The organism is Erwinia rhapontici, assembly GCF_020683125.1.
Taxonomy (GTDB): Bacteria; Pseudomonadota; Gammaproteobacteria; order Enterobacterales; family Enterobacteriaceae; genus Erwinia; species Erwinia rhapontici.
Genome location: NZ_CP085627.1, coordinates 2,434,852 through 2,446,099, shown reverse-complemented (window position 1 = coordinate 2,446,099; position 11,248 = coordinate 2,434,852). Strand labels below are relative to the sequence as shown.

Genomic DNA, 11,248 nt, shown 5'->3' with positions numbered 1-11,248 from the left:
TTTTCTCAACGCCTGCGTTATTTCCTCTCGCTGGGGACGTACGATAATACACCCGCCACCCCGCCTGCACCGCCATCCTTCGGATGATTTACTCCATCTGTGACATTCAAAGCGGTAAAATCAAACGGCGATACGCCTTCGAGGCAGGCCGCATTGACCCCGTACTGATGAGGATTCGAGCGGCTCTGATGGAAGGTATAGATGCCGCAGACAGAACAGAAATAGTGTGCCACTTCCCGGCTGTTAAACCGATACTCCGTCAGGGCTTCTTTGCCCTTTATCACATCGATTGCTGACGCAAACACCACCACGGCGCCCCGCATCCGGCAAAAAGTGCAGTTGCAGCGCCGCGCGCTATTCAGGCCATCAATAAGCGTAACGTTAAAGGCCACTGCGCCGCAGTGGCACTGAGCAGAAATGTTCTCCGTCATCGTCATAATCCCGTTATCAGTTGAGGAGCCAGCTGACATTATCTGCGCTCCTGGTGACAATACTGTGATGTCGGCTCAGGAAAAGTTTTCCAACATCGACATAAAGGAATGCCGGTCACCATGGCCTTCCGTCAGCCGCACCCGCCCCTCAATATCGGCAAGATGGTGGTCCATCAACGCCCGGGCCTTAGCTAAATCTTTCGCTTTAAGCGCCGCGACAATCTGGCGATGATGGTCAGCACCGCAATCATCTTTGCGATCCTCCTCATACAGCGACATCACCAGCGACAGCCGCGCAACAATCTTCGTCAGCATCTCGGTCAGCACGGGATTACCGGCCAGCTCTGCCAGAACGATATGGAACTTGCCGGACAACACTGTTTTCGATTTCTCGTCGCCATGATGATGGATCTGTTCTTCTTCATCTGCCAGCTTTTCCAGGCTATCCAGCTGCTCTGGGGTGGCCCGATCCACCACGAACGCCAGCAGGATACCCTCTAACTGACGCCGGGCTTCAAACAAGTGCCTGGCCTGCTCAACGCTCGGTTCGGCAACAAAAGTGCCGCGATTTCTTTTGCGCTCCAGCAGATGATCGCTTTCCAGCACGCCCAGCGCGCCCCGCACCACCGTCCGGCTCACGCCGAAATGTTCGGCGATAGCTTCCTCAAGAATTTTACTGCCGGGCTTTAGCGCCCCTTCACCAATTGCCGCCGCCAGCGTGACGCGAATCCGCTCGGATACGTCATCATGACTGTCGGCGCTAGCAACCGGTGTCGCCCTGGCACGCGTTTTTTTCATTAGCTTGTTCATCCTCTGTCTGAACCCTGACCGCATGCTGAGTACGTTACCGCAACACAACGGTGACTGCCTTCTATATCGTGATAATGATATTGATACGTAACCGGGTTATAACACGATGCCCTGAGCGCGACAGATGGCCCGGATATGTGCTGCCGATTGCTGAATAAAACGAATCGCTTCATTAAACCCGTAAGATTGATGCTCGTAGCTTGGGTAACCGTAGCGGCTACGTTCATAACTTTCCCAGTCTTCAACCTCGCCAGCGGCAACGCGCTGAGCACAGGCATCAATGGTGGCAAAATACGCCTCCAGCTCGCTGGCCGTCAGGTCGGGATGCCCGGCGCGCCAGAGCGGATCGTCAATCTGAATACACTGACGCGGATGAGGACGGCGTCGATTATCGTCGGTCGATTGGGCGATTTCCAGCGACAGATTCAGCTGTGGGTTGACCTGTGCCAGAATCGACAGAATAGCAGCAAAATCCACCACGCCGCTGCCACATGGGCGCGGCTGAAAATCCAGTCCCCCCGGAGCGCGTCCAATGTACGCATCTTTAATATGGGTCTGACGCACCCAGGGTGCCAGGCGTTGAGTGGCCAGCACCGGGTCTTCGCCGCGTTGCAGCATATTGGCAGTATCCAGCACCACCCCCGCGCACTCTTCCCCTACGGCCTCAATCATCCGCAGTATTTCGAAAGAGGTGATCTCATCGTGAGTCTCGATATTCATATGCACGCCGTGAGCGCGGGCAACCGGGGCCAGCTTACGCATGACATTTGCCATGCCTGCCAGCTGCTCTTCCCATGTGACATCGGTACGGAAACGGTCGGCCGCCAGACGGCCAGGATAGGCAGGTTTAAAATTACCCGGTGAAACCCACATTTCCCGGCAGCCAATCGCTGCGCTGGCTTCAATCATGCGGGTCAGCCCTGCAATAATATCGCCATTGCCGATGGCCCGCAGTTCTGGTGCTTCTGCGCTGCAATAAGGGTTGATTTTTCCGAGGCCGCTTTCCAGATACAGACCCAGTTCATCGGCTTTTGCGCGGATATCCCGCAGTAAACCGCTGTCCAGATCGGGGCTCATATCCAGCACCGTGCTGAAGAAGATGCCCTGAAGCCCCAGTGACTTAACATGATCCAGGCTGGCCAGCGGGCCACGTTTTTTAACTTCGGGTAGTTTCAACCCATCGATGCCTAACTTCATTGACGATTCCTTTAAGGTTAACAAATCACTGACTTGCGGCCTATGCCTATATGGATGCCGCCATCTCTCAGGCGGCACAAACCGCACTGATGCAACCCCCCGTCGAGATGTTCCCGACCAATAAAAACGTCGCCCTGACACCGGCAATTGCTGCCTATGTCACGCGTGAGCAGCTGAAATCATTGGTCTACCCGGACTGGACTGCGATTAACAAAAACCGTGATAACTGGATACGCCAGTTTGATTCCCTGGTTGCCGGTTAAGGTGATGTGATGAAACAGAGCGGCTTTCCTTATGTTGTCCCCATGTTATTGCTTTCACTGGTGTTCTTTGCCACACCGCTGGCGGTTCTGGTTGGTTTCAGCTTCACGTCCGGTGACGGTGTCACGTTAAGCCATTACGCGCGTTTCTTTGGTGATAGCTTTAACTTCCGTGTGCTGATGAACACCGCCAGGCTGGGGATTGAAACGGTCATAGGAACGACACTGCTGGGCGTGCCGATTGCCCTGCTTTACTGGCACAGCGGGCGTCACTTACGTCAGGTGCTGATCTTCCTGACGCTGATCCCGATGCTGACCAGTAACGTGGTACGCACCTTTGCCTGGATTGTCATCCTTGGCCGCCAGGGGCCGATCAGCGAGGCGCTGATGGCCATGGGGATAACGGGAATGCCGACCAGTCTGATGTTTACCGAAACCGGACTGGTGATGGCGATGTGCCAGATTGATCTCCCGCTGATCATCCTGCCGCTGATCGCCATTCTGTCGCGCACACCTTATCAACTGACCGAAGCCGCTCAGGTGTCCGGAGCGGGCGCATGGCGAATTTTGGTCACCGTGCTGCTGCCGTTGATGCTGCCGGGCCTGCTGGCAGGCTGGATACTGGTGTTTGCCAGTACCAGCAGTTCATTCGTTACCCAGGCGGTGATTGGCGGAGCGCGTAATGTGTATGTCCCTCAGCTGATTTACCGCGAAGTGGGTACGCTGTTCGACTGGCCGCTGGCTTCCGCTATTGCCGTGGTGCTCCTGGTGTCCACCGGGTGCCTGCTGGTCGCACTCACGATGATTTCACGCCACCGGAGACTGAACGGTCATGCTTAATCGACGCGAAAACCCTGTTCCCGGCCTGCTGTATAAACTCTTTGTCTACGGATTTGGCTCGCTTTGCGTGATCTATCTGGTGGCCCCGATAGTGATTGCACTGATGATGTCATTCACCTCCGGGCAGACCCTGAAATACCCGCCGCAGGGTTTCTCTCTGCGCTGGTACGAGGCCTTGTTAGATCCGGTCCGCTCAGCCACGGAGCACGTTGCCGCCGGAAATTCGTTAAAAATCGCCGCCCTGGCCGTACTGGGTGCGCTGATCTTCGCCGTGCCTGCCACCATCGGTATGACGCGGATGAAGCGCAGAAATGTCAGCACCATCGAACCGTTGCTGCTGGCACCGCTGGTGCTGCCAAGCCTGGTCTACGGGCTGGCCGCGCTGATTGTTGCCAATTTTATCGGCTTCCCGCCGTCATTGTGGCTGACCATTCTTGGCCATGTTGTGGTGTTTGGCCCCCTGATGTATCGCGCCGTGTCGGTGGTGGCGCAGGGGATGAACCCTTCGCTGGCGGAAGCCTCGGCCACGATGGGGGCCAGCTGGTTTATGACACTGCGCCGCGTCACCTTACCGCTGCTGATGCCGGGCATTATGGCAGGGGCGTTTCTGGTGTTTATTCAGTCTCTGGATAATGTCTCGGTTTCGCTGTTCCTTGCCGATGCCCGCACCACCGTCTTGCCGCTGCGTATGTTCGCACTGATCGAGGAGTCGCTCGACGTTCGTGTTGCGGCCATCTCCGGGATTTTAATCGCGATCACCCTGCTTGGTCTGCTGGTCGCCCGGCGCGTGCTGGCACCGCGACCACAGCAACCCTGATTTTTTGACGACAAGGAAAGACTATGAATACTCGTGCGACTCAGGCCGCTGGCTATCGCATTGGCGCGCTGCTGGCCGATTTCCAGCCGGATTTTGAATTTTCAGCGCCGCTGCCGTTACCGTTAGAAGAGTTCGAAGAACGTTTGCGTAAAGTGCGTCGTCAGGCGGTGGAGGCGGGACATGACGCGATTATCGTCCATGCCGGGAGCGTTGGCTGGTTCCATGCTTCTAACCCCTGGCTGCGCTATCTCTGTGACTGGATGCGTGAAGGTGTGCTGATTATCCCGACCGACAGTAACAAACCGCTGGTACTGCTCTCCTTTTTCACGCAGTCGGTATTGCTTCCCCCCGGTGGTGAGCCGCTGCTGGTTGATGAAATCTGGCAGATTGGCCCGATTGGTCGCGAATACGCTGACCGCCCCGGCGATTCGGTGGTCAAAACGGCAGAAAAATGTGCTGAGGTGCTGGCCCGTTTCGGGCTGGCAAAAGCGCAGATGGGCAAAATCGGTGATCGGACCTCGTTAACCTTCTGGGCGGCGCTGGCATCGCTGACACCCGCTGCGAAATATGTCGAGGATAGTGCCATCCTTGAGCGTTTGCAGAAGGTCCGCTCGCCGCGTGAAGTTGAGATGTTCCGCGCTGCCGCGCAGCTCATCAGCATTGGCACCCAGGCGGCGTATCACGTGACGAAACCGGGCGTCACCGATCATGAAATCTATGCGGCCTTCAGCTGTGCGCAGCTGGCGTTCGGCGGCGAAACGGGTGATGGCTATCAGATTGGCATTAACCAGTTCGGCACCCACTGCGGCAAACCTTATGGTCACGTTGTGCGGCCGGGCGATCTGATCAATCTGTACATTTCCAACGTGACCTGGCGCGGCTATACCGCACAGACCGCGCGGATGATTGCGGTGGGTGAGATAACTGAACGTCAGGAGCGCGTGCTGGCTGCCTGCACCGCTGGCGTGAAGCAGGCCGAAAAGCTGATTAAACCGGGGGCGCTGATGCGCGATATCAACAACGCGGCGTTTGCACCGATGATTGATGCCGGGCTGCTGACCTCCCCGGAGGCGCGCACCATGCCCTATAACTGGTCACCGATGCCCGACGGAACAGCGCGTCTGATCCCACAGCAGTATGTGCCTGATGCCGATTATGAAGCCCAGGGGCGCAAGCTGATGCACGTCTACCCGGCAACGCACGGGCCGCATAACCCGAACCTGGGCCATTCGGTCGGCATGGCGGGCGGTCAGAACAGTTTCAACATCTCCTCTCATAACTACGAGCGTCTGGAAGAAGGCATGATTTTCGTGATGCACACACAGTGGCTGGAGCCGCTGTCAGCGGGCTGCAATATCGGTGATTGTTACGTTGTCACGAAAGAGGGATTTGAAAACCTCAGCCACCATACCCCGCTGGACACTCACCGCATAACTGCCGGAGTCTGAAATGAAAAATATGCCGGGACATACCTGGTTTGACTTTGCCCAGCTGGGCGAACGCGATCGCTATAAGCTGCTCATCGGGACGGTAATCCCGCGCCCTATCGCACTGGTCACCACCCTGAGTAAGGACGGTATGCCCAATGCCGGCCCGTTCAGCTTCTTTAACGTACTGACGCATGATCCGGCGATTGTCGCCATCGGCGTGGAAAACTATGCGGATATGCGTTTTAAAGATACGGCGCGCAATATCCGTGAAACGGGCGAATTTACAGTGCATATCGTGGATGATGCACTGGTTGAACAGATGGAGATCTGCGCCATCAAGTTTGGCCCGGAGGTGGACGAACTAGCGTTAGCCGGGCTGGAAACCACACCCGGTAAAATGGTACGCAGTCCGCGGATTCTGGCCGCCCCGGCCGCGCTGGAGTGCCGCCGCCATACCACTTTACAAGTGGGCCCGGCACGCGAGATTATCCTCGGCGAAGTGCTGGGCGTTTATGTCCGCAGCGATGCGGTTAACCTGGAAAACCTGCATGTCGATCAGCAGTTGATGGATGCCGTTGGCCGTATGGGCGGGCACACGTATACCCGCACGCGCGACCAGTTCGATATCAAAACCCTGAGCAACGAGGAGTGGGAACAGCGTAAAACCGCGTCAAATGCGGGCGTGGAATAGTCTGTCGGTCAGGGGTAAATAGCAGCCGTTACCGGCTGCTTTATTTTACTGGCAGGCTTTAATTTTAATCATCGCGGCGTGATAGACTTTTTCACTTTCGGAGGAGAACACCGCCTGACCTTTGACTGATTTGCCTTCATTAAGTTTACCGTTGGTGAGCATGTCATCAACGGTGTCCAGCTTAAACGCCTGATGATCGGGTGAGTAAGCTGTTAAACAATATTTCGATAAATCAATGGTTTTATTGGACATGTTTGTGATGCTGACATCAAAAGTTTTCGTATAAAAGCTTTTCGCTCCGGCTGACATTGATCCATCCGATCTGGCTGAAGCGTAGACCATCACATTATCTTGCATCGCGGCATTCACCGCAAAGCAAGAACCCACCAGTATTAAACAGGCGGTCAGGCTAGAAATTTTCATATAACGTCCTTTTCTGAAAAGTTAACCATCATGGCTATCATCACGATACCTGATATGGCCCGATGATATTAGCGCCAGTCAGTTAACCTTTTCATAAACAGGATTGCTTCGGAATTTATGCTCTTTTGCGCAGTGATGGCATCATCCTGATCAGGGTGTTATCACGAAAAATATAGTGATGCACCAGCGCCGCCAGCGCGTGTAAACCAATCAGCCAGTAGCCGAGGGGCGCCATTACGGCGTGCCAGTGGATCAGCGTTTCCGATAGTTCAGTATCGGGCACGGCGGCCACGGGCATCGGCAGTCCGTACAGGCTCCACTCCCCACCCCAGAAGTAATGGGAGGTCAGCGCCAGCGCTGGCAGGGAAATAAACAGGGCGTAAATGCAGGTATGGGTTAAATGACTCAGCGCGGTATGCCAGCGTTTCGGTGGGGGAATAATTGCGGGCGATCGTCTGCGCATACGGATCATCAAACGCATGATCATGGTGACAAGCACCGTTGCCCCGGCGGTCACGTGGGTCACTGCAATAGCATAACCGTGCCAGGTTCCCGGCTGTGCATAGTCGCTGATCAAAATGGAACCATAAGCCAGAAGCAGCAGAAACACCGTCAGCCAGTGCAGCGCAATCAAAGGGAAAGTGTATTTTTTTTGCATTACCCGCAGAGTCATTGAATAAGTTTGCGCGCAGTATATCCGGCTAACACGTTTTAACCACAGGCAAAATTTACCGATAGGCGCCAAAAAACCTCGTTCCACCACGACGTTTTGGCCGCCGCTGTGGCACAATATCACCCGGACCTATTCCTGTTATCCCTCTGCCATCGCGAGGCACCATCATGACATGCCGCTCTGACTGCCCCTGTAAAAACCCGGACGCCCCCAGGTTCCCTGCGGGAAAGATGTTTAACGATCAGCGCGGCCGCGCCCTGCTGGTAACCGGCAAAGCAGGCCGTTTCCCGGATGCCCGTTACACGGTCTTAGACATCCGCACCGGGAACGCGGCGGAATACAGTTACCCGGCATTAGTCAGAAAAGAAAAAGGTCGTTAACAGGATGGGGGATATCAGCCCCCTATTTCACCGCGCCCTCGGTCACGCCGCTGATAAACTTGCGCTGGAAGATTAAAAACACCGCCATCAACGGCAGGATAACGATCATCGCGCCGGCCATCAGCACCGGAATATCAATGGTGTTGCGGTTCTGGAATAACATCATGCCGATGGGTAGCGTGCGCAGCTCATCTTTATTCACCAGAATCAGCGGCATCAAAAACTCATTCCACGTCCAGATAAACAGCAGCAGCGCCAGCGTTGATAGCGTCTGCCCGATGGCGGGCACCAGCAACCCCCAGAGAATTTTCACCCGTGATGCGCCGTCCATCACCGCCGCTTCCACCAGCTCTTTCGGCACCTGCTGAAACGCACTGGCAATCATCAGCGTGGTAAACGGCAGCGACAGCGCGATCTGCGGAATGATCAACGCCAGATAGGTATTGGTCAGCCCCATCCAGCGCAACTCATGGTAAAGCGGAATGATAAACGCCTCGCTCGGTAGCACCATGCCGAGGGCAAACATCGCGGCAATCACTTTCTTACCGGGGATCTTCAACCAGGCGAACCCAAACCCCGCCAGAATGCCGAGAAAAATACTGCACACCACCACCGGGATCACCACCAGCACAGAGTTCAGGAAATAGACATTAAAATGCCCCTGCTGCCAGGCCGTGATGTAATTTTTCACATTGAAAGAGCCAGGCAGCGTAAACACACCCTGAAACAGCTCCATCTGCGTTTTAAATGAAGTCAGCAGCGCCAGCATAAACGGCAGCACGGTGAGCAGCGCCACCACCCAGATCAGCGCACGGGAACTTACCGGCGTTTTGTGCATGATTAACGCTCCTTTAACGCCAGATGAATCAGCCAGTTAATCAGCAAGACGATCACCATACTGAAGACCGCAACCGAAGAGGCATAGCCGAAATAGTGCAGGTCGAAGCCCTGCTTATACATAAAGATATTGGTGACCATGGTCGAGGTGCCGGGGCCGCCCTGCGTCATCACATACACCAGGTCGAACGTTTTCAGGCTGGCGATCACCGTCAGCAGCAGTGCGATACGCACCTCAGGTCTTAACCCCGGCAGCGTGATGCGCATAAATTTTTGTCGTCTTGACGAGCCATCAAGATCGGCCGCTTCCAACAGTGACGGATCCATACGTTGCAGGCCCGCCATAAACAGCACCAGACAAAAGCCGAAGAAATACCAGGTCGCGACCATACCAACGGCGGGCAGCGCCCAGGTAAAATCGCCCAGCCAGGAGAGCGCCAGATGTGGCAGGCCGATGGCGCGCAACAGCTGATCGATGGGGCCAAAGGCCGGGTTATACAGCCAGCGCCATACAACGCCCAGTACCGCCATCGGCATAATGTACGGCAGGAAGAACAGGATGCGCAGCAGACTGCGTTCTGTATTGCTGCGCATATCATTCAGGAAACTGCACAGCAGCAGCCCAATGCCGATAGGCAGCAGCGTATAAAACAGCATCAGCAGGGCGTTGTTCCCCAGCGCAATCCAGAACACCGGATCGCTGAACATCCGCATATAGTTACTGATACCGGCAAATACCGGGGACGAGGTACCGTCCCATTCGGTAAAGCTGATACCCAGCGATGCCAACAGTGGCAGCAGCAAAAAGACGCCATACACCAGCACCGCAGGAAGAAGATAAAGAAAATTACGCCAGGGGCTTAGATTCAACATAAACGGACTCACAGGCCAGAACGTCTGACTGCCCGGCAGGATTGCCGGGCAATGCGGCTTAATGTTTCATGCTTTTGAGGTAGCGTTGATAGTTATTATCGAAATTGGTCACCATCTTATCGACCGTCTGACGCCCTCCCAGCAGCAGCTGAACATTCTGATTCAGCTCCGCGTTCATGGTCGGCGTCGCCCAGTCCACATAATGGCCCAGGCCGTCATTCTCATTCAGGGTTAACCACACCTGCCAGGCTTCTTTCAGCAGCACGTTATCCGCAGGAACCTGGGCATTCTTACTGGAGCTGGCCGGCAGGAAACCGGCTTTTAACCAGCGGTCGGCCATGGCATCTGACACCATATAATCGATAAATTTCGCCGAGGCATCCTGCTGCGCTTTATCCTTCGCCGTGCTGGTCACGGAGAACGCTAAATCGGTGCCCCCGACCATCAGCGCATGCTGTACGCCCTCGCCTGCAGGCATCGCGGCAAAGTGGAGATCTTTATTATCTTTAAACTGGCCGAGATACCAGGTCCCGCTGATCAGGAAGGCCGACTGCCCGTTCTGGAACAGTGTTGCGGCATCATCGTTACCGATGCCCTGGAAGCCCGGGAAGAAGTACCCTTTCTCGTTCCAGTCCTTCATCATCGTTGCCGCCCGGCTCAGCTTGTCATCTTTAAAGGTGCCGCCAACATCATAGATAAGGTCATCCAGCTTTTTACGATCCTTACTGTCGATCTGCGCCTGCCAGAGTGTACTCAGCATCTGCTGACCCATATTGCCATCAAGCAGGCCCAGCATCATCGGGGCCACGCCCTGCTCTTTCAGTTTTGCCATTGCGCTTTCCAGTTCGGGAAGCGTTTTCGGCACGGCAATGCCGGCTTTATCCAGCAGCGCTTTGTTGTAATACAGCCCGACCATCTCCCCCAGGCTTGCCACGCCATACAGCTTACCGCTGCCGAAGTCCTGCGTGTCGGACCAGCGGTTACGTTTCAGGATGGAATCCGGGAAGCGTTTGGTCCAGCCATAGATGCTGGCATAACCGTCCAGCGGCACCAGCAGCTTGTCTTTCACCAATGACCCCATATCGCCGCCGCCCTGATTGACCTGGGCAATCTGCGGACCATCGCCAGCGGTGAGCGCCAGCTTGAGCGGGATGCGGGTATCTTCAAACGAGTGAACGGATCGGTTGATCACAATTGACGGGTTTTTCTGTGAGAACTCTTTTATCCCTTCATCTACTGCGGCGGTCTGCTGAGGATAGTTATAGATATCCCATTCATTAAGCGTGACGGCATGGGCGCTTTGCGCCATACACCCGACCAGCGCGCCGGCCGCTATCAAACGTGAGAGCAGGCGCACTGAAGTACGAAACTGGGACGAACGAACGGATGAACTAGACATAGTGCTCGGTTTCTCCATCACTGAATGGGCATCCTTTCATGTCGACATCTGCCAATCCCGCAGATTGAAGCTACGATTATTTATGCACCCCTTCATACTTACTTTAATAGGAAAATAAAGTCAAACACCGCCTGTAGCGATTTACAGCACTGTGAGCGCGTGCATAAAAGCAACATATTGTGCACCG

The 11,248-nt window shown here is 55.2% G+C and carries 14 protein-coding genes; 6 read left to right on the top strand and 8 right to left on the bottom strand.

Annotation, left to right across the window (positions count from 1 at the left end; all coding sequences use genetic code 11):
* Positions 1 to 17: 17 nt before the first annotated feature.
* The 3 genes from LJN55_RS11545 to LJN55_RS11535 form a co-directional block, all read right to left on the bottom strand.
* Entirely contained in the window at positions 18 to 431 is a 414-nt protein-coding gene (locus LJN55_RS11545; RefSeq protein ID WP_159338239.1) for a GFA family protein, read from the bottom strand.
* Between the two features lie 75 nt (positions 432 to 506).
* On the bottom strand, positions 507 to 1,229 hold the full coding sequence (locus tag LJN55_RS11540) for a GntR family transcriptional regulator (protein ID WP_133846554.1): 723 nt from the start codon (positions 1,227 to 1,229) through the stop codon (positions 507 to 509).
* 108 nt (positions 1,230 to 1,337) lie between these two features.
* Positions 1,338 to 2,438 carry a sugar phosphate isomerase/epimerase family protein gene (locus LJN55_RS11535; protein WP_227536295.1) on the bottom strand — a complete coding sequence of 367 codons (1,101 nt, stop codon included), beginning with the start codon at positions 2,436 to 2,438 and terminating at the stop codon, positions 1,338 to 1,340.
* A gap of 50 nt (positions 2,439 to 2,488) precedes the next feature.
* Between LJN55_RS11535 and LJN55_RS11530 the strand changes: the two genes are divergently transcribed.
* Genes LJN55_RS11530 through LJN55_RS11510 form a run of 5 tightly spaced genes read left to right on the top strand, consistent with a single transcriptional unit; the run spans position 2,489 to position 6,476 of the window.
* Positions 2,489 to 2,701 carry a hypothetical protein gene (locus tag LJN55_RS11530; RefSeq protein WP_227536294.1) on the top strand — a complete coding sequence of 71 codons (213 nt, stop codon included), beginning with the start codon at positions 2,489 to 2,491 and terminating at the stop codon, positions 2,699 to 2,701.
* A gap of 9 nt (positions 2,702 to 2,710) precedes the next feature.
* A complete protein-coding gene (locus LJN55_RS11525) occupies positions 2,711 to 3,538 on the top strand; it encodes an ABC transporter permease (protein ID WP_159338147.1) in 828 nt (275 codons plus the stop codon).
* Positions 3,531 to 4,355: an ABC transporter permease gene (locus LJN55_RS11520; RefSeq protein WP_133846549.1), complete on the top strand. Its 825-nt coding sequence runs from the start codon at positions 3,531 to 3,533 to the stop codon at positions 4,353 to 4,355. The genes LJN55_RS11525 and LJN55_RS11520 overlap by 8 nt, the downstream gene beginning before the upstream one ends.
* 23 nt (positions 4,356 to 4,378) lie before the next feature.
* On the top strand, positions 4,379 to 5,803 hold the full coding sequence (locus tag LJN55_RS11515; protein ID WP_227536293.1) for a M24 family metallopeptidase: 1,425 nt from the start codon (positions 4,379 to 4,381) through the stop codon (positions 5,801 to 5,803).
* 1 nt (position 5,804) lies between these two features.
* Complete coding sequence (locus LJN55_RS11510) at positions 5,805 to 6,476, top strand: flavin reductase family protein (protein ID WP_227536292.1); 672 nt, start codon at positions 5,805 to 5,807, stop codon at positions 6,474 to 6,476.
* A gap of 45 nt (positions 6,477 to 6,521) precedes the next feature.
* Here the strand turns inward: LJN55_RS11510 and LJN55_RS11505 are convergent, their stop codons facing one another.
* Both LJN55_RS11505 and LJN55_RS11500 read right to left on the bottom strand, forming a co-directional pair.
* Positions 6,522 to 6,899, bottom strand: a complete 378-nt coding sequence (locus LJN55_RS11505; protein ID WP_227536291.1) for a DUF4354 family protein — start codon at positions 6,897 to 6,899, stop codon at positions 6,522 to 6,524.
* A 115-nt stretch (positions 6,900 to 7,014) separates the two neighbouring features.
* Positions 7,015 to 7,557, bottom strand: a complete 543-nt coding sequence (locus LJN55_RS11500; RefSeq protein WP_227536290.1) for a cytochrome b/b6 domain-containing protein — start codon at positions 7,555 to 7,557, stop codon at positions 7,015 to 7,017.
* Between the two features lie 245 nt (positions 7,558 to 7,802).
* Between LJN55_RS11500 and LJN55_RS11495 the strand changes: the two genes are divergently transcribed.
* Positions 7,803 to 7,952: a hypothetical protein gene (locus LJN55_RS11495; RefSeq protein WP_159338149.1), complete on the top strand. Its 150-nt coding sequence runs from the start codon at positions 7,803 to 7,805 to the stop codon at positions 7,950 to 7,952.
* Between the two features lie 22 nt (positions 7,953 to 7,974).
* On the opposite strand, the gene LJN55_RS11490 is transcribed toward LJN55_RS11495, so the two are convergent.
* From LJN55_RS11490 to LJN55_RS11480, 3 genes are read right to left on the bottom strand one after another with little or no spacing between them, the layout of a single operon-like run.
* Complete coding sequence (locus LJN55_RS11490) at positions 7,975 to 8,790, bottom strand: carbohydrate ABC transporter permease (protein WP_133846546.1); 816 nt, start codon at positions 8,788 to 8,790, stop codon at positions 7,975 to 7,977.
* Positions 8,791 to 8,792: 2 nt separating this feature from the next.
* Positions 8,793 to 9,662 (bottom strand): carbohydrate ABC transporter permease, encoded by an 870-nt coding sequence (locus tag LJN55_RS11485; RefSeq protein ID WP_133846545.1) that lies wholly within the window; start codon positions 9,660 to 9,662, stop codon positions 8,793 to 8,795.
* Between the two features lie 58 nt (positions 9,663 to 9,720).
* Positions 9,721 to 11,061, bottom strand: coding sequence for an ABC transporter substrate-binding protein (locus tag LJN55_RS11480; protein ID WP_133846544.1), 1,341 nt, complete (start codon positions 11,059 to 11,061; stop codon positions 9,721 to 9,723).
* Positions 11,062 to 11,248: the final 187 nt, after the last annotated feature.

Bases quoted from the DNA above. Each gene is read 5' to 3' on its own strand.
- LJN55_RS11545 (WP_159338239.1), bottom strand. From the start codon at position 431: ATGACGGAGAACATTTCTGCTCAGTGCCACTGCGGCGCAGTGGCCTTT.
- LJN55_RS11540 (WP_133846554.1), bottom strand. From the start codon at position 1,229: ATGAAAAAAACGCGTGCCAGGGCGACACCGGTTGCTAGCGCCGACAGT.
- LJN55_RS11535 (WP_227536295.1), bottom strand. From the start codon at position 2,438: ATGAAGTTAGGCATCGATGGGTTGAAACTACCCGAAGTTAAAAAACGT.
- LJN55_RS11530 (WP_227536294.1), top strand. From the start codon at position 2,489: ATGGATGCCGCCATCTCTCAGGCGGCACAAACCGCACTGATGCAACCC.
- LJN55_RS11525 (WP_159338147.1), top strand. From the start codon at position 2,711: ATGAAACAGAGCGGCTTTCCTTATGTTGTCCCCATGTTATTGCTTTCA.
- LJN55_RS11520 (WP_133846549.1), top strand. From the start codon at position 3,531: ATGCTTAATCGACGCGAAAACCCTGTTCCCGGCCTGCTGTATAAACTC.
- LJN55_RS11515 (WP_227536293.1), top strand. From the start codon at position 4,379: ATGAATACTCGTGCGACTCAGGCCGCTGGCTATCGCATTGGCGCGCTG.
- LJN55_RS11510 (WP_227536292.1), top strand. From the start codon at position 5,805: ATGAAAAATATGCCGGGACATACCTGGTTTGACTTTGCCCAGCTGGGC.
- LJN55_RS11505 (WP_227536291.1), bottom strand. From the start codon at position 6,899: ATGAAAATTTCTAGCCTGACCGCCTGTTTAATACTGGTGGGTTCTTGC.
- LJN55_RS11500 (WP_227536290.1), bottom strand. From the start codon at position 7,557: ATGCAAAAAAAATACACTTTCCCTTTGATTGCGCTGCACTGGCTGACG.
- LJN55_RS11495 (WP_159338149.1), top strand. From the start codon at position 7,803: ATGTTTAACGATCAGCGCGGCCGCGCCCTGCTGGTAACCGGCAAAGCA.
- LJN55_RS11490 (WP_133846546.1), bottom strand. From the start codon at position 8,790: ATGCACAAAACGCCGGTAAGTTCCCGTGCGCTGATCTGGGTGGTGGCG.
- LJN55_RS11485 (WP_133846545.1), bottom strand. From the start codon at position 9,662: ATGTTGAATCTAAGCCCCTGGCGTAATTTTCTTTATCTTCTTCCTGCG.
- LJN55_RS11480 (WP_133846544.1), bottom strand. From the start codon at position 11,061: ATGTCTAGTTCATCCGTTCGTTCGTCCCAGTTTCGTACTTCAGTGCGC.